Below are 17,019 nucleotides of genomic sequence, written 5' to 3'. Positions count from 1 at the left end.
TGCATATACAGAGGAAATCTACGATGAGTAAATGCAGTGCTGATGAAACCCCGGTTTGCTGCTGTATGGATGTTGGCACCATTATGGACAACACCGATTGCACCGCCTCTTATAGCCGCGTGTTTGCGAACCGTGCCGAAGCCGAAGAAACGCTCGCCGCATTAAGCGAAAGAGCGCGTAACGTTGAATCAGAGCCGTGCAAAATCACCCCGACCTTTACCGACGTTGATGGCGGCGTGAAGCTGGATATCGATTTCGTGTTCAGCTGTGAAGCTGAAACCCTGATTTTCCAGCTCGGCTTGCGTTAATCCTTCCCTTAATGCCCCTCATGGCAGGGGCGTTACCTTTTCTAATCAATGTGTTTTGGCTCCCACTTTTTCGGTTCCCCGATTGGCTTAATGTAAAATATTAGTTAAAACTGTTATCAGGTCAGACCACTTTGTTTTATCGGTTAACAGGGGAGCGTTATGAGTCAGGCATTACCGCTAGTCACCCGCCAGGGCGATCGTATCGCGATAGTCAGCGGTTTACGTACTCCGTTTGCCCGACAGGCGACGGCTTTTCACGGCGTGCCGGCCGTTGATTTAGGTAAGCTGGTGGTCGGCGAAATGCTGGCTCGCAGCAACATCCCCGCGGACATAATAGACCAGCTGGTATTTGGCCAGGTGGTGCAGATGCCGGAAGCGCCGAACATCGCCCGGGAAATTGTGCTGGGGACCGGCATGAGCGTGCATACCGATGCCTACAGCGTCAGCCGCGCCTGTGCGACCAGCTTTCAGGCGGTAGCCAACGTCGCGGAAAGCCTGATGGCAGGCACTATTCGCGCGGGTATCGCCGGCGGAGCCGACTCCTCTTCCGTATTACCTATTGGCGTCAGCAAAAAACTCGCCCGAACGCTTGTTGATGCCAACAAAGCTCGCACCCTGGGACAGCGTCTGAAGCTATTTTCTCGGCTGCGTTTTCGCGACCTTCTGCCCGTACCGCCAGCGGTTGCCGAATACTCAACCGGCCTGCGGATGGGCGATACCGCCGAGCAGATGGCGAAAACGTGGGCTATCACGCGCGAACGGCAGGATGCGCTGGCGCTGCGTTCACACCAGCTTGCCGCCAGAGCCTGGGAGGAAGGTAAGCTCTCGGCAGAAGTGATGACGGCGTACACGCCGCCGTTCCGTGAGCCGCTGGAACAGGATAATAATATTCGTAAAAATTCAACCCTGGCGGATTACCAAAAGTTACGCCCGGCCTTCGATCGTCAACACGGGAGCGTAACCGCCGCGAACAGTACGCCGCTAACCGATGGAGCGGCGGCGGTGATCCTGATGACAGAATCCCGGGCTAAAGAGCTGGGCCTTGTTCCGCTGGGCTATCTGCGAAGCTACGCTTTCACCGCGATTGATGTTCGCCAGGATATGCTGCTGGGCCCGGCGTGGTCGACGCCTCTGGCGCTGGAAAGAGCGGGGCTGACGCTGGCTGATTTGACCCTGATTGATATGCATGAAGCTTTTGCCGCGCAAACGCTGGCCAACCTGCAATGTATGGCCAGCGATCGCTTTGCCCGCGAAGTGCTTGGCCGCTCTCAGGCTACCGGGGAAGTGGACGAGAGCAAATTTAACGTGCTTGGCGGCTCGATTGCCTACGGTCATCCCTTTGCCGCCACCGGCGCGCGAATGATTACCCAAACGCTGCATGAACTGCGGCGGCGCGGCGGCGGATTTGGTCTGGTCACCGCCTGCGCGGCGGGTGGGTTGGGTTCAGCGATGGTTCTGGAGGCCGAATAATGGAAACCGTATCGGCATTTACGCTTGAGGTTCGCCCGGACAATATCGCCGTCATCACCATTGACGCGCCCGGTGAAAAAATGAATACCCTGAAAGCTGAGTTCGCCAGCGAGGTACGGGGGATCATCCGCCAGATCCGCGACAATAAGGAGCTGCGCGGCGCGGTGTTTATCTCGGCAAAAGCGGATAACTTTATCGCCGGGGCGGATATCAATATGATTGCCCGCTGCCATTCCGCGCAGGAGGCGGAGGCGCTTGCCCGTCAGGGCCAGCAAATCATGGCCGAGATCCACGGTCTGTCGATTCCGGTGATTGCCGCTATCCACGGCGCATGCCTGGGCGGCGGCCTTGAACTGGCGCTGGCCTGCCACGGGCGGGTATGCAGCGATGACGATAAAACCCGGCTTGGCCTCCCGGAAGTTCAGCTGGGGCTGCTGCCCGGCTCTGGCGGAACTCAGCGTCTACCGCGATTAATTGGCGTCAGCGGCGCGCTGGAGATGATCCTGACCGGTAAGCAGCTTCGCCCGCGTCAGGCCCTGAAGGCAGGGCTGGTTGATGAGGTGGTGCCGCAGACTATCCTGCTGCAAACCGCGATTGAACTGGCGCTCAAAGGTCGCCCGGCAAGCCGCGCTGTTCCGGCGCGCGAACGTATTCTCGCAGGCCCGCTTGGCCGCAGCCTGCTGTTTCGTCTGGTCGCGAAAAAGACGCATCACAAAACCCAGGGGAACTACCCGGCAACTGAGCGCATTCTGCAGGTGATTGAAACTGGACTGGCGCAGGGCTGCAGCAGCGGATACGCCGAGGAGGCCCGCGCTTTTGGCGAGCTGGCGATGACGCCGCAATCGCAGGCGCTACGGTCGATTTTTTTCGCCAGCACCGATCTGAAAAAAGATCGCGGCGCGGATGCTGATCCCGTCGTGCTGCGCAGCGTGGGCATTCTGGGCGGAGGACTTATGGGGGGCGGTATCGCTTACGTCACCGCCTGCAAAGGCGGATTACCGGTACGCATAAAGGACATCCAGCCGCGCGGGATAAATCACGCACTGAAGTACAGCTGGGATCTGCTCGATAAACAGGTGCGTCGCCGCTATCTGCGCGCCAGCGAGCGCGATCGCCAGATGGGGTTAATATCCGGTTCGCTGGATTACCAGGGATTCGCACATCGCGATGTGGTGATCGAAGCGGTGTTTGAAGACCTTACGCTCAAGCAGAAGATGGTCAGCGAAGTTGAACAGCACTGCCGCCCGGAGACGATCTTTGCTTCTAATACGTCGTCTTTACCGATCGGCGAGATCGCGGCGCATGCAAGCAGGCCGCAGCGGGTCATCGGGCTTCACTTCTTTAGCCCGGTAGACAAAATGCCGCTGGTGGAGGTGATTCCGCATAGTGGTACGGATCGGCAAACAATTGCGACGGCGGTTAAGCTGGCGAAACTGCAGGGTAAAACGCCGATTGTCGTCGCCGATAAAGCGGGCTTTTATGATAACCGCATTCTGGCCCCCTACATAAATGAAGCCATGCGCCTGTTGATGGAAGGCGAGCCGGTAGAGCATATTGATAACGCTTTGGTTAAATTCGGTTTTCCGGTTGGCCCTATTCAGCTCCTTGATGAAGTGGGAATCGATACCGGTACCAAAATTATCCCGGTGCTGGAGGCCGCATGGGGAGATCGTTTTAGCCCGCCTGCAAACATCATTAGTTCGATTCTGAATGACGATCGCAAAGGGAGAAAAAATAACCGGGGTTTCTATCTTTATGCGGCAAAAGGGCGTAAAAGCAAAAAACGGCCCGATCCTGCGATCTACGCTTTACTGGGTATTTCCTCACCGCAGGCGCGCTTGTCCGCGCAGCAGGTGGCGGAACGCTGCGTGATGATGATGCTTAACGAAGCGGCGCGCTGCTTCGATGAGCGAGTGGTTCGCAGCGCCCGCGATGGTGATATCGGCGCCGTATTTGGCATTGGTTTTCCGCCGTTTCTTGGCGGCCCGTTCCGCTATATGGATACCCTGGGAGCGGGGGAGGTCGCCGCGATATTACAGCGCCTGGCTGCTCAGTACGGCCCGCGTTTTACACCATGTGACACTTTGTTACACATGGCCGAGCAGGGGGCGACCTTTTGGCCCGCTGAGGAACGTACGACCTAAGTTGTGGTCAAAGAAGGTAAATCCGGTAATGAACGGCGCTGCGCTTTGGCGATTTTGTAAGCAATAGTTGACTATACTTACGCCATTGAGGTAAAAAACAGCGTTTCATTCGTTGAATGGATCAGGCACAATGCCCGGCCACCGGGTCACCTGCGTATCGTCTACGTGGGTAAGACCGCGGTGCTTCTGGTTAACAAAAGCGGTGCAATATGCAAGTTTTTATCATGCGTCACGGCGACGCTGCCCTCGATGCAGCCAGTGACTCGGTTCGTCCATTAACCGTCTGCGGTTGCGATGAGTCTCGTCAGATGGCTACCTGGCTGAAAGGTCAAAAAGTGGATATTGAGCGGGTTCTTGTGAGTCCCTACCTGCGTGCAGAACAGACGCTGGAAATTGTTGGGGAGTGCATGAATCTGCCAAAAGATGTCGACGTGATGCCGGAACTCACGCCGTGCGGCGACGTTGGCATGGTTAGCGCTTATCTGCAGGCGCTGGCGAATGAAGGTGTGGCGACGGCGCTGGTCGTGTCTCACCTCCCTCTGGTGGGGTACCTCGTCTCAGAGCTGTGCCCGGGGGAAACTCCCCCGATGTTCACCACTTCGGCGATTGCCTGCGTCACGCTTGATGCCAGCGGCAAAGGCGAATTCAACTGGCAAATGAGCCCCTGCAATTTGAAGATGGCGAAGGCTATCTGATTCCCTCCCGGGGCTGACGTTTACGGAAGCTCCGGCGGTTGCCACTCTTCAACTTCAATCAGAACCAGCAGTGCGGCGTCTCCGCCGTACTCTTTTGGTGCCTGATGAAACGCCATAATATGCGGGTGCTGGGCCAGCCACAGCGGCGTTTGCTGTTTGAGAATATGCTTTCCATGCCCGTGCATCACGCAGGCGCAGAATACGTGCTCGCGACGGCAGGCGGCAATCAAGGCTCCCAGTTCCTGCTTGGCCTGCTGCTGGGTTAAACCGTGCAGGTCGAGAAACAGCTCCGGCGAATAATCACCCCGACGCAGTTTTTTCAGCTCAAAATGGCTGACGTCCGAGCGCACATACTTAACCGACCCTTCGGTATTCAGCAGCGGCTGAAACTCATCGGAAAAATAGTGACTGTTATCCGCCTGCTCCTGGAGCAGCCGCTTGGGTGGTACTTCAGCGATTTTTTTACGCTGCGGGCGATGAACGATGGTGTCCTGCTTAATCTGACGCGTGCCGGTCATCAGCTGCCGGAACAATGCCTGATCCTCCTCGCTTAGCGATGTTTTCTTTTTCATTACCTGATCTCATTTTTTCTTTGCCGGTAGTTTACCCGACTCGCCACGCATCCAGGCAAGGAAAACCTATTTTTCCCCCTCAGCCTGACGTAAGAATGCTGATTTATCCCCGTCTTCGTGGCAAACTAGCCGCCGAATTTATAGCAGAGCGTGCCCTGGGGGATAGCGTGGATAAAATTTTTGTTGATGAAGCCGTTAATGAGCTTCATACCATTCAGGACATGCTGCGTTGGGCGGTAAGCCGCTTCAGCGCTGCAAATATCTGGTACGGACACGGCACCGATAACCCGTGGGATGAAGCCGTACAGCTGGTGATGCCTTCACTGTATCTGCCGCTTGATATTCCGGAAGATATGCGTACCGCGCGTCTGACTTCCAGCGAAAAACATCGCATCGTTGAGCGCGTCATTCGTCGTATTAACGAGCGCATTCCGGTCGCTTATTTGACCAACAAAGCCTGGTTCTGCGGCCATGAGTTTTACGTCGATGAACGCGTGCTGGTACCGCGCTCGCCGATTGGCGAACTCATTAACAACCATTTTTCCGGCCTGATTGACCACTATCCGCAGCACATCCTTGATATGTGCACCGGCAGCGGCTGTATCGCTATCGCCTGCGCTTACGCTTTCCCGGAAGCGGAAGTCGATGCGGTGGATATTTCCCCTGACGCGCTGGCCGTTACCGAGCAGAACGTGGAAGATCACGGCTTAATTCATAACGTTACGCCGATTCGCTCCGATCTGTTCCGCGATCTGCCGAAGGTGCAATACGATCTGATCGTGACCAATCCGCCGTACGTCGATGAAGAAGATATGTCCGACCTGCCGGGTGAATATCGCCATGAACCGGTCCTGGGGCTGGCTTCCGGTAGCGATGGTCTGAAGTTAACCCGCCGGATCCTCGCCTGCGCGCCGGATTATCTCAGCGATGACGGTATCCTGATTTGTGAAGTCGGTAACAGCATGGTACATCTGATGGAGCAATATCCTGACGTGCCATTTACCTGGCTGGAGTTTGAAAACGGCGGCGATGGCGTCTTTATGCTGACTAAACCGCAGCTGATTGCCGCCCGCGCGCATTTCGGTATTTATAAAGACTAAAACAACACGCAAACATAACGACAAAAACGGAGCCGTGATGGCAGGAAACACAATTGGACAACTCTTTCGCGTCACGACGTTCGGCGAGTCGCATGGCCTGGCGCTGGGCTGCATCGTTGACGGCGTGCCGCCAGGCATTCCGCTAACCGAAGCCGATCTCCAGCACGATCTCGATCGCCGTCGTCCGGGAACCTCACGCTATACCACCCAGCGCCGCGAGCCGGACCAGGTGAAGATCCTTTCCGGCGTATTCGAGGGGGTGACCACCGGGACCAGCATTGGCCTGCTGATTGAGAATACCGACCAGCGTTCTCAGGACTACGGCGCCATTAAGGACGTTTTCCGCCCGGGACACGCTGACTACACCTACGAGCAGAAATATGGCCTGCGCGACTATCGCGGCGGCGGTCGTTCCTCTGCGCGTGAAACCGCCATGCGCGTGGCCGCAGGGGCGATTGCCAAGAAATTCCTCGCCGCGAAATTTGGTATTGTGATTCGCGGTTGCCTGACCCAGATGGGCGATATCCCGCTGGCGATAAAAGCGTGGGATCAGGTAGAGCAGAACCCGTTCTTCTGCCCGGATCCGGACAAAATCGAAGCGCTTGATGAACTGATGCGCGGCCTGAAAAAAGAGGGCGACTCCATCGGGGCGAAGGTCACCGTGGTGGCCGATGGCGTACCGCCGGGACTGGGCGAGCCGGTATTCGACCGTCTCGATGCCGATATCGCGCACGCGCTGATGAGCATCAATGCGGTGAAGGGCGTGGAAATTGGCGATGGTTTTGAGGTGGTGAAGCTGCGCGGCAGCGAAAACCGCGATGAAATTACCAAAGCGGGCTTCCAGAGCAACCACGCGGGCGGCATTCTCGGCGGCATTAGCAGCGGTCAGCAGATCGTGGCGAATATCGCGCTGAAGCCGACCTCCAGCATCACCGTCCCGGGTCACACGATCAATCGCTTTGGCGAAGAAGTTGAGATGATCACCAAAGGGCGTCACGATCCTTGCGTCGGTATTCGTGCGGTACCTATTGCCGAAGCGATGCTGGCGATCGTGTTAATGGATCACTTTATGCGTCAGCGCGCGCAAAATGGCGACGTGACGACATCAATTCCACGCTGGTCATAGATGAAAAACACCGTTATCGCACTGCTGGCGCTCCTCGCCAGCGGTACCAGCCTGGCGGCGACGCCGTGGCAGAAAATTACGCAGCCCGTTAGCGGCAGCCCGCAGTCCATTGGCGCGTTTGCCAATGGCTGTATCGTTGGCGCGCAGGCGCTGCCGTTAAACGCCACCGGCTATCAGGTGATGCGTACCGATCAGAACCGCTACTTCGGCCATCCGGACCTCGTGCAGTTTATTCAGCGTCTGAGCAATCAGGCGCACAATAAAGGCATGGGAACGGTGCTGATTGGCGACATGGGTATGCCGGCCGGTGGACGCTTTAACGGCGGCCACGCCAGCCATCAGTCCGGACTGGACGTCGATATTTTTCTTCAGCTGCCGCAGGCGCGCTGGAGTTCAGCTCAGCTGCTGAAGCCGCAGGCGCTGGACCTGGTGGCCCGCGACGGCAAACGCGTAGTGCCGTCGCTGTGGAGCCCGCAAATCAGCCAGCTGATTAAGATGGCGGCGCAAGATAGCGACGTTACGCGTATTTTCGTCAACCCGGCGATTAAGCAGCAGCTGTGCCTGGATGCCGGTAGCGATCGCGACTGGCTACGCAAAGTTCGCCCATGGTTCCAGCACCGAGCGCATATGCACGTGCGCCTGCGCTGCCCGGCCGGCAGCCTCGAGTGTGAAGACCAGGCCCCGCCTCCGGCGGGCGATGGCTGCGGTGCGGAATTGCAAAGCTGGTTTGAACCCCCTAAGCCAGGATCAACCCCTCCTGTGAAGAAGACGCCGCCTCCGCTGCCGCCTTCCTGCCAGGCGCTACTGGATGAGCATATTCTTTAATGGATAGTTTTATCGACGTTTTTATGGTGTCACCGACGGTACTGGTCGTACTGTTTTTCGTGGCCATTCTGGCGGGATTTATCGATTCACTGGCGGGCGGCGGCGGGTTATTGACCGTCCCGGCCCTGATGGCGGCGGGTCTTCCCCCTGCGCAGGCGCTGGCAACGAATAAGCTGCAGGCCTGCGGCGGGTCGCTGTCCGCCTCGCTTTATTTCATCCGCCGCAAGGTGGTGAATCTGGCCGACCAGAAGCTCAATATTCTGATGACCTTTCTCGGCTCGACGGGCGGCGCGCTGCTGGTCCAGCACGTCCAGTCCGATATTCTCAAGCAGATACTGCCAATCCTGGTTATCGGCATTGGCCTCTATTTTCTGCTGATGCCGAAGCTCGGCGAAGAGGACCGGCAGCGACGTCTGTATGGTCTGCCGTTTGCCCTGGTGGCTGGTGGCTGCGTCGGTTTTTACGACGGTTTCTTTGGTCCGGGCGCCGGATCTTTTTACGCGCTGGCTTTCGTCACCCTCGCGGGGTTCAATCTGGCGAAATCGACCGCGCATGCAAAATTGCTTAACGCGACGTCTAACGTTGGCGGCCTGCTGTTGTTTATTATTGGCGGCAAGGTGATATGGGCTACCGGCTTTGTGATGCTGGCCGGGCAATTTATCGGCGCCCGCGCGGGATCGCGGCTGGTGCTGAGCAAAGGACAGTCACTGATTCGACCGATGATCGTCGTGGTGTCGGCGGTGATGAGTGCAAAACTGCTTTATGACAGCCATGGACAGGAGTTCCTCCAGTGGCTGGGGATGAACTAATGAACAGCACGCATAAATATGAACAGCTGATCGAAATTTTCGACGGCTGTTTTGCTGAAGATTTTAATACCCGTCTGATTAAAGGCGATGACGAACCGATCTATCTTCCGGCAGATGATGACGTGCCTTACAACCGTATCGTCTTTGCCCACGGCTTTTACGCCAGCGGACTGCACGAGATATCGCACTGGTGCATTGCCGGGAAGGCGCGACGTGAGCTGGTAGATTTCGGTTACTGGTACTGTCCGGACGGTCGCGACGCGATGACCCAGTCTCAATTTGAAGACGTTGAGGTGAAGCCTCAGGCGTTTGACTGGCTGTTTTGCGTGGCGGCGGGATATCCATTTAACGTCAGCTGCGACAACCTGGAAGGGGATTTTGAGCCCGACCGGATCGCTTTTCAGCGGCGCGTGCATGCCCAGGTGATGACCTATCTGGAGCAGGGGATCCCTGAGCGTCCCGCGCGTTTCATTCAGGCGCTGCAAGAATATTACCAAACGCCGCCCTTGACGGCAGAACAGTTCCCGTGGCCGGAAGACCTGCACTAAGGCCACACTTTACATACTATGAGGAAAGAAGATGATCGCGGAGTTTGAATCACGCATTCTGGCGTTAATTGATGATATGGTCGACCACGCCAGTGATGACGAACTGTTTGCCGGCGGTTATCTGCGCGGCCACCTGACGCTGGCGGTGGCCGAGCTGGAAGGAGAGGGCGAGCATACTGCGCAAGCGGTACATGACAAGGTATCCCGGAGCCTGGAAAAAGCCATCTGCGCGGGCGAACTGTCGCCGCCGGATCAGGTTCTGGTGCAGGAAATGTGGAACAGTTTGTACCAGAAGGCGATGCAGAAATAGTTCTGCCCTCCGCCAAAGCCCGGCATTCGCTAAGCCGGGCTCTATTTCCCGCAATTATTTCACCGCTTTCCCTTTCAGCAGTTTTCTTACCCACAGCCGGTTAGGATTCAGCGCCGCCAGCGTTTCTTTATCCATGGGTAATGGCTCATTGCTCATTTGCGACGCCAGAATTTCAGCCGCCAGCGGCGCGGAGCACAGGCCGCGCGAGCCCAGCGCGCCTAGCATATACAGGTTGCGGTAAACCGGCGCTTCTCCGGCCTGCTCCTGACGTTCAGCCAGCGAGGCATATTCGCGTAAGGTGGCCTCATAATCAGGCACGCTGCCGACCATCGGCAAATGATCGCGGGTTGCGCAGCGCACGCCGCTGCGGGCCTGATTAGCGCTCACGTCTACCTCCCGCGTCCATTCCGCCTGCGGGAAACAGTCAATCAGGCGCTGGCGATTCTGCTGCTGATCCTCGGCGCTAAACGCGGCCTCTGCCTGTCCGCGGTGGTAGCTTGCGCCAATGCAGTGTTGCTGATTATGCGGGTTTTGCGGCGTCAGGTAGCCGTTGTAGCACAGGACCTGGCGCAATTTCGATAGCCCTGGCGTCGTCGGAATATGGCTAACCTGACCGGCAACCGGATACATGGGAAGATGCTCCGTCTGGCTAAAGCGGGTCAGCTGATGGCCGTTGGCCAGCACCACGACCTCGTGGTACTGCCGCTGGTTTAATTGCCAGCCGTTGTTGTCTGCGCTGAGCTCCGTGACCGGATAATCGTAGCGCACGTGCAATCCGCGAGTGGCGGCGAGGGCCAGCAGTTCAGCGGTTAACTGCTGCGGACAAAGCCAGCCGCCGGCAGGATAGGCGATGCCCCCGCAGCCGGTTTCCACACCGGTTTGTTGCGCAGTGGTTCGGGCGTCCACGGCGACGGCGATTTCCGGCGGCAGGTTAAGCGCAATCATCTGGGCGATTTTCTGCGCGCTTTTCGTATCCCAGCCCAGCTGCGTCACGCCGCACCAGTCATGATCGAACATCACCGGCAGAGCGTCATACACGCGGCGGGCGAAAGTAAATGCCGCCGGGAAGAAGCGGGCCAGGGCGGGATCGTGCTGGCTGAGCAGCGGATAGAGCGCGCCCTGGCGGTTTCCGGATGCGCCTTCAGCCGGCGCGCTGTCGGCGCAGTATAACGTTACCTGCCATCCGCGGCGCAGCAGCGCCAGCGCGAGCAGGGCGCTGGCGATCCCCCCGCCGATAATCGCGGCATCGCGCTGTTCCGTACCGCTGCGGGCAAACCACGGCGCGCGCGCGGGGATCTCCGGCGTTTCACGCATTTCGCCGGTCAGCATTTCGCGCTTGCGGCCAAAACCCTTGCGCTTCTGCATGCTGAAACCGGCCTCCTGCAGGCCGCGGCGCACAAAGCCGGCGGAGGTGAAGGTGGCCAGGGTACCGCCGGGTCTTGCCAGACGAGCCATCGCCGCAAACAGCTCCGCCGTCCACATGTCCGGGTTTTTTGCCGGGGCAAAGCCATCAAGAAACCAGGCGTCCACCTGCTGATTAAGCGAATCATCGAGCTCGTTGGTCAGTTCATTAATATCGCCAAACCACAAATCCAGCGTGACCCGCCCTTCATCCAGCAGCAGACGATGGCAGCCCGCGATGGGCAGAGGCCACTGCGCCTGCAGCTGCTCGGCCCAGGTTGCAAGCTCCGGCCAGCGCTGGTGGGCAAGGCGCAGGTCCTCCGCTTTCAGCGGAAATTTTTCGAAACTGATGAAATGTAATCTTTGCAGGGTAGCTTCTGGATTATCGCGGTGAAAAACGTCAAACGCCTGCCACAGCGTGAGGAAATTCAGGCCGGTACCGAACCCGCTTTCGGCAACCACAAAGAACGGACGTGCATGCTCAGGGAAGCGTTCCTTGAGCTGGTTTCCGTCGAGGAAAACGTAGCGCGTCTCTTCCAGACCGTTGTCATTGGAAAAGTAGACATCGTCAAAATCTCGGGAAACAGGTGTACCCTCAGCGTTGAATTCCAGGTTGGCGGGTTGTATGGCGTTTTGTTTCACGTAAGTTACTCGAATCACAAGGCGTAGAACGATCTTAACGATGTGTGCCTGAGGGCGCAAATTTATACACAAATTGGCTGATCGGACTTGTTCGGCGTACAAGTGTACGCTATTGTGCGACTCGAAACTTAATATAGTGCGACTTACAGAGGTATTGAATGAAACGTGCAGTGATTACTGGCCTGGGCATCGTTTCCAGTATTGGTAATAACCAGCAGGAAGTCCTGGCATCTCTGCGTGAAGGACGCTCCGGGATCACTTTCTCTGAAGAGTTTAAAGATTCAGGAATGCGCAGCCACGTATGGGGCAACGTCAAACTGGACACCACCGGCTTGATCGACCGTAAAGTGGTTCGTTTCATGAACGATGCCTCTATCTATTCCTATCTTTCCATGCAGCAGGCAATTGAAGATGCTGGCCTGAAAGAGGAAGTCTATCAGCAAAACCCGCGCGTGGGCCTGATTGCCGGTTCTGGCGGTTCTTCTAAATCTCAGGTTTTCGGCGCTGATGCAATGCGTAGCCCGCGCGGTCTGAAAGCGGTTGGCCCCTACGTGGTGACCAAAGCGATGGCGTCCGCGGTATCCGCTTGCCTTGCAACACCGTTCAAAATCTACGGCGTGAACTACTCCATCAGCTCCGCCTGTGCGACTTCCGCCCACTGCATCGGTAACGCTGTTGAACAAATCCAGCTGGGCAAACAGGACATCGTGTTTGCCGGCGGCGGCGAAGAGCTGTGCTGGGAAATGGCGTGTGAATTCGACGCGATGGGCGCGCTGTCCACCAAATACAACGAAACGCCAGAAAAAGCGTCTCGTACCTATGACACCCACCGTGATGGTTTCGTTATCGCGGGCGGCGGCGGTATGGTTGTGGTTGAAGAGCTGGAACATGCTCTGGCGCGCGGCGCGCACATCTATGCTGAAATCGTTGGCTACGGCGCAACGTCCGATGGCGCAGACATGGTTGCCCCGTCCGGTGAAGGCGCGGTTCGCTGCATGAAGATGGCGATGGACGGCGTTGATACGCCGATTGACTACCTGAACTCCCACGGTACTTCTACTCCGGTAGGCGATGTGAAGGAGCTGGGGGCGATTCGTGAAGTCTTCGGTGATAACAGCCCGGCGATCTCCGCGACCAAAGCGATGACCGGCCACTCCCTGGGCGCCGCTGGCGTACAGGAAGCTATCTACTCTCTGCTGATGCTGGAACACGGCTTTATTGCGCCGAGCATCAACATCGAAGAGATGGACGAGCAGGCAGCCGGCCTGAATATCGTGACCGAGCCGACCGAACGCGCGCTGACGACCGTGATGTCTAACAGCTTCGGCTTTGGCGGGACTAACGCCACGCTGGTCATGCGCAAATACCGCGCATAACGAACACGCTTTACAAGGGGAGCCAACGGGCTCCCTTTTTTGTATTCTTGACAGACCCCCGGGAGAAAAGGCAAACTCCTGGCACAACATTATTCTCTCAGATAATGCGTAAGCGTTTAACGTCATCCAACGCGCCTTAACCCTGATAATCAGGTGGAGAGGGCGTGGTCTCACCTCGCCTTACTCTGCGAACTGGAGTAAAGCATGTCCGCAGTCACTGAAACAAAACGCACTCCTTCAGCGAATGGTTCGCTGTTTCGGATCACGTTCGCCGTTTTTCTCACCTATATGACCGTCGGCCTGCCGCTACCGGTTATCCCTTTGTTTGTCCATCAGGAACTGGGATTTGGCAATACCATGGTTGGCGTCGCCGTCGGTATCCAGTTTCTGGCGACCGTATTAACCCGCGGCTATGCCGGCCGCCTTGCCGATCAGTACGGCGCCAAACGCTCTGTCCTGCAGGGGATGTTGGCCTGCGCGCTGGCGGGGGGCGCCTGGCTGTGCGCCGCGCTGCTGCCGGTGCCGGTCATGGCGAAGTTTGGCCTGCTGGTGCTTGGCCGTCTGATCCTGGGTTTTGGTGAAAGCCAGCTGCTCACCGGTAATTTAAGCTGGGGGATGGGGCTGGTGGGGCCCATGCGCTCCGGTAAAGTCATGTCGTGGAACGGTATGGCGATATACGGCTCTCTGGCGGCCGGGGCGCCGCTGGGGCTGCTGATCTACAGCCATTACGGCGTCGCGGCGCTGGCCTGCGTCACCATGGTGCTGCCGTTAGTGGCCTGGGCGATTAACGGCACGGTGCGTAAAATTCCTGCTCACGGCGGCGAGCGGCCGTCGCTGTGGAGCGTGGTGGGAATGATCTGGCGGCCCGGTATCGGTCTTGGCCTTCAGGGCGTCGGCTTCGCGGTAATTGGCACATTTGTCTCTTTGTATTTCGCCAGCAACGGCTGGGCGATGGCCGGTTTTACGCTGACCGCGTTTGGCGGGGCGTTTGTCCTGATGCGCGTACTGTTTGGCTGGATGCCGGACCGCTTCGGTGGGGTGAAAGTGGCCATCGTTTCGCTGCTGATTGAAGCGATAGGCCTAGCGCTGCTCTGGCAGGCGCCCAATGCCTGGATCGCGCTGGCGGGGGCGGCGCTCACCGGCTGCGGATGCTCGCTTATCTTCCCGGCGCTGGGCGTCGAGGTCGTGAAGCGGGTACCGCCGCAGGTACGAGGAACGGCGCTTGGCGGCTATGCCGCGTTTCAGGATATCTCTTACGGCGTCACCGGCCCGCTTACCGGGCTGCTGGCGACGTCGTTAGGCTACTCTTCCGTCTTCCTGGCCGCGGCAATATGCGCCGTGCTGGGGATCCTGGTTAGCCTGGTGTCGCTGCGTAAGTAGCGCTTCATTCGGCCCGGCATGCGGGCCGATGATATCTCCTTAAATCACCAGCCACAGCAGGGCAAGCACCACGATAGCTGCCAGCGCGATAACCCACGGTTTTTTCAATACCAGCCACGGTGAGGCGGGAGGCGCCTGAACCGGCGGGATCGCCAGCGTCTCCTGGGCTCTGGCGACCCTGAGCACGAAAATTTTGTTGAGCAGCGTCAGCAACTGCGCCGCGCTGAGCGGCGTTTGCGCCGTCGCGTGCCAGTGGGTTTGGGCAAAATCCATCACTCTTTGCCATTCCGCGGCTTCAAGCGGCTGTTTTAATGCGGCCTGCAGCGAGGTTAGCGTCGGTGCAGCCTGCGAACTGAGCGTTTGCCGGGCATGTAGCCAGTACGAGAGGGGAGTGAAGTGGGTCGCCGGGATCAGCTCTCCGCTCTTGACGCCGCTTAGCTCCAGCATGGATTGCCAGATAAGCTTGCTGGACTCGCCGGTGGCCGCCGCGAGTTTGGTCACCTGCTGATTGAGCGTGTTGTGCTCCGCGGGCAGCAGCGGACGATGCGTTGGCGGGCGCTGCTGCGGCTGAGGAATCGAGAGCTGGCCGCTTTGCAGGAGCTGCAGAACATTCTCCAGCTGCGGCTGGGACAAGGCATGCAGGGCGGTTTGACCGTCATGCTGACGAATATAATCGCTGACCGCCTGGCGATTGTTGCCCTGATTCAGCAGCTCGCTCAGCTGCGCCAGGATTTGCCGACGGTGATGATTTTGCTGGGCGAGGATTAGGCGCTGGTTCAGGCTGTTCTCGGCGGCGGCAAAATGGCTTGCCAGCAGCGGCGCGTCGTTTTTCAGGCTCAGATCGTGTTTTACGCAGGCCCACACTTCCGCATTTTGCTGGGATGTTAAAGCCACCAGGCGCGTAATGAGCCGCTCAAGCGCGGTACGCTGCTGAGTGGTGAGCGGAGGTTCGCCTGAGCCCGGAGGGCGATCGGACATACCTGAAACGGGTTGCGTCATGATTAATCCTTTGCGTATTGCTGTACTAAATTACTGTACTAAGGGCCGGGTGGTGATGTTCCTGGCGGGCAGATTATGGCACACTTCCCCGGTTTACTCTCGCTCTCAGACAGGTACTGAACCGTGAAAATCCTCGTTGATGAAAATATGCCCTATGCGCGCGAGCTTTTTAGCCGCCTGGGGGAAGTGAAGGCCGTTGCAGGTCGCCCTGTCCCGGTTGAAGCGCTGAATGACGCCGATGCGCTGATGGTGCGATCCGTCACCAAAGTTAACGAAGCGCTACTTTCTGGCAAAGCGATCAAATTTGTTGGCACCGCGACGGCGGGTACCGATCATGTCGATCAGGCGTGGCTACAGCAGGCGGGAATCGGTTTTTCCGCGGCGCCGGGCTGCAACGCTATCGCGGTGGTGGAATATGTGTTTTCCGCGCTGCTCATGCTGGCCGAGCGTGACGGTTTTGCGCTGGCCGACCGTACCGTCGGGATCGTGGGCGTCGGCAACGTGGGCGGGCGTCTGCAAAAACGCCTTGAGGCGCTGGGAATCAAAACGCTGCTCTGCGATCCGCCGCGCGCCGATCGCGGCGACGAGGGGGATTTCCGCTCCCTTGACGAGCTGGTGCAGGACGCGGACATTTTGACGTTCCATACCCCGCTCTATAAGGAAGGGCAGTACAAAACGCTGCACCTGGCGGATGAGGCGCTGATTCGCCGCCTGAAGCCGGGGACGATTTTAATCAACGCCTGCCGTGGTCCGGTGGTGGATAACGCCGCGCTGCTGCAGCGGCTGCAGGCCGGGCAGGCATTAAGCGTGGTGCTGGATGTCTGGGAGCCGGAGCCGGATCTGAATACCGAATTGCTCAAGCGGGTGGATATTGGTACGCCGCATATTGCCGGCTATACCCTTGAAGGCAAAGCGCGCGGTACGACGCAGGTTTTTGAGGCCTACAGCGCGTTTATTGGTCATCCACAGCAGGTGGCGCTGGACACGTTGCTACCGGCGCCGGAGTTTGGCCGCATTACGCTGCACGGGCCGCTCGATCAGGCAACGCTAAAACGGCTGGCGCATTTGGTGTATGATGTGCGCCGCGATGATGCGCCGCTGCGAAAAGTCGCGGGCGCTGCGGGCGAGTTCGACAAACTGCGCAAAAATTATCGGGAACGCCGTGAATGGTCTTCGCTGTACGTACAGTGCAGCGATGCGCAGGCGGCGACGCTGTTGCGCCAGCTGGGCTTTAACGCCGTTCATCATCCTGTTCGTTAATATCATCTTAATGCTCCTGCTGGATAATCCGGCAGGGCCGCTTTTTTCTGGAGT

Annotated in this window: 16 protein-coding genes; 13 read left to right on the top strand and 3 right to left on the bottom strand. The window is 58.1% G+C overall.

The window, feature by feature from the left end:
• The first annotated feature begins 23 nt into the window (after positions 1-23).
• The 4 genes from MKleb_RS19435 (at position 24) to sixA (ending at position 4,617) form a co-directional block, all read left to right on the top strand.
• Positions 24-308 carry a YfcZ/YiiS family protein gene (locus MKleb_RS19435; RefSeq protein ID WP_014230287.1) on the top strand — a complete coding sequence of 95 codons (285 nt, stop codon included), beginning with the start codon at positions 24-26 and terminating at the stop codon, positions 306-308.
• A 159-nt stretch (positions 309-467) separates the two neighbouring features.
• Positions 468-1,778, top strand: a complete 1,311-nt coding sequence (fadI, locus tag MKleb_RS19430) for an acetyl-CoA C-acyltransferase FadI (protein WP_025106653.1) — start codon at positions 468-470, stop codon at positions 1,776-1,778.
• The gene (fadJ, locus tag MKleb_RS19425) at positions 1,778-3,922 is read left to right on the top strand and encodes a fatty acid oxidation complex subunit alpha FadJ (RefSeq protein WP_217076078.1); all 2,145 of its coding nucleotides are present in this window, start codon (positions 1,778-1,780) and stop codon (positions 3,920-3,922) included. Before fadI ends, fadJ begins: the two co-directional genes overlap by 1 nt.
• Before the next feature lie 209 nt (positions 3,923-4,131).
• Positions 4,132-4,617 carry a phosphohistidine phosphatase SixA gene (sixA, locus tag MKleb_RS19420; RefSeq protein ID WP_014230284.1) on the top strand — a complete coding sequence of 162 codons (486 nt, stop codon included), beginning with the start codon at positions 4,132-4,134 and terminating at the stop codon, positions 4,615-4,617.
• Between the two features lie 20 nt (positions 4,618-4,637).
• Here sixA and smrB read toward each other — a convergent pair whose 3' ends face one another.
• Positions 4,638-5,189: an endonuclease SmrB gene (gene smrB / locus MKleb_RS19415; RefSeq protein WP_004123257.1), complete on the bottom strand. Its 552-nt coding sequence runs from the start codon at positions 5,187-5,189 to the stop codon at positions 4,638-4,640.
• Between the two features lie 167 nt (positions 5,190-5,356).
• On the opposite strand from smrB, the gene prmB reads away from it, so the two are divergent.
• From prmB to MKleb_RS19385, 6 genes are read left to right on the top strand one after another with little or no spacing between them, the layout of a single operon-like run.
• On the top strand, positions 5,357-6,289 hold the full coding sequence (prmB, locus tag MKleb_RS19410; protein WP_009652591.1) for a 50S ribosomal protein L3 N(5)-glutamine methyltransferase: 933 nt from the start codon (positions 5,357-5,359) through the stop codon (positions 6,287-6,289).
• Between the two features lie 37 nt (positions 6,290-6,326).
• Complete coding sequence (gene aroC, locus MKleb_RS19405) at positions 6,327-7,415, top strand: chorismate synthase (RefSeq protein WP_014230282.1); 1,089 nt, start codon at positions 6,327-6,329, stop codon at positions 7,413-7,415.
• Complete coding sequence (gene mepA / locus MKleb_RS19400) at positions 7,416-8,240, top strand: penicillin-insensitive murein endopeptidase (protein ID WP_032750757.1); 825 nt, start codon at positions 7,416-7,418, stop codon at positions 8,238-8,240.
• Entirely contained in the window at positions 8,240-9,049 is an 810-nt protein-coding gene (locus tag MKleb_RS19395) for a sulfite exporter TauE/SafE family protein (RefSeq protein ID WP_014230280.1), read from the top strand. The genes mepA and MKleb_RS19395 overlap by 1 nt, the downstream gene beginning before the upstream one ends.
• The gene (locus MKleb_RS19390) at positions 9,049-9,597 is read left to right on the top strand and encodes an elongation factor P hydroxylase (protein WP_014230279.1); all 549 of its coding nucleotides are present in this window, start codon (positions 9,049-9,051) and stop codon (positions 9,595-9,597) included. The genes MKleb_RS19395 and MKleb_RS19390 overlap by 1 nt, the downstream gene beginning before the upstream one ends.
• Before the next feature lie 31 nt (positions 9,598-9,628).
• Complete coding sequence (locus MKleb_RS19385) at positions 9,629-9,907, top strand: YfcL family protein (RefSeq protein WP_217076076.1); 279 nt, start codon at positions 9,629-9,631, stop codon at positions 9,905-9,907.
• 54 nt (positions 9,908-9,961) lie between these two features.
• Here MKleb_RS19385 and mnmC read toward each other — a convergent pair whose 3' ends face one another.
• Positions 9,962-11,950 carry a bifunctional tRNA (5-methylaminomethyl-2-thiouridine)(34)-methyltransferase MnmC2/FAD-dependent 5-carboxymethylaminomethyl-2-thiouridine(34) oxidoreductase MnmC1 gene (gene mnmC / locus MKleb_RS19380; RefSeq protein ID WP_025106656.1) on the bottom strand — a complete coding sequence of 663 codons (1,989 nt, stop codon included), beginning with the start codon at positions 11,948-11,950 and terminating at the stop codon, positions 9,962-9,964.
• Between the two features lie 158 nt (positions 11,951-12,108).
• Between mnmC and fabB the strand changes: the two genes are divergently transcribed.
• Positions 12,109-13,326 carry a beta-ketoacyl-ACP synthase I gene (gene fabB / locus MKleb_RS19375; RefSeq protein WP_025106657.1) on the top strand — a complete coding sequence of 406 codons (1,218 nt, stop codon included), beginning with the start codon at positions 12,109-12,111 and terminating at the stop codon, positions 13,324-13,326.
• A gap of 204 nt (positions 13,327-13,530) precedes the next feature.
• Positions 13,531-14,706, top strand: coding sequence for an MFS transporter (locus MKleb_RS19370; RefSeq protein WP_014230275.1), 1,176 nt, complete (start codon positions 13,531-13,533; stop codon positions 14,704-14,706).
• A 39-nt stretch (positions 14,707-14,745) separates the two neighbouring features.
• Here the strand turns inward: MKleb_RS19370 and flk are convergent, their stop codons facing one another.
• A complete protein-coding gene (gene flk / locus MKleb_RS19365; RefSeq protein ID WP_025106658.1) occupies positions 14,746-15,705 on the bottom strand; it encodes a flagella biosynthesis regulator Flk in 960 nt (319 codons plus the stop codon).
• Positions 15,706-15,828: 123 nt separating this feature from the next.
• On the opposite strand from flk, the gene pdxB reads away from it, so the two are divergent.
• Positions 15,829-16,965, top strand: a complete 1,137-nt coding sequence (gene pdxB / locus MKleb_RS19360) for a 4-phosphoerythronate dehydrogenase PdxB (RefSeq protein WP_025106659.1) — start codon at positions 15,829-15,831, stop codon at positions 16,963-16,965.
• Positions 16,966-17,019 lie beyond the last annotated feature (54 nt).

This window comes from Klebsiella sp. PL-2018, assembly GCF_019048985.1.
In the GTDB taxonomy this organism is placed as follows: Bacteria; Pseudomonadota; Gammaproteobacteria; order Enterobacterales; family Enterobacteriaceae; genus Klebsiella; species Klebsiella michiganensis.
This window is presented reverse-complemented; position numbering and strand designations above follow the sequence as displayed.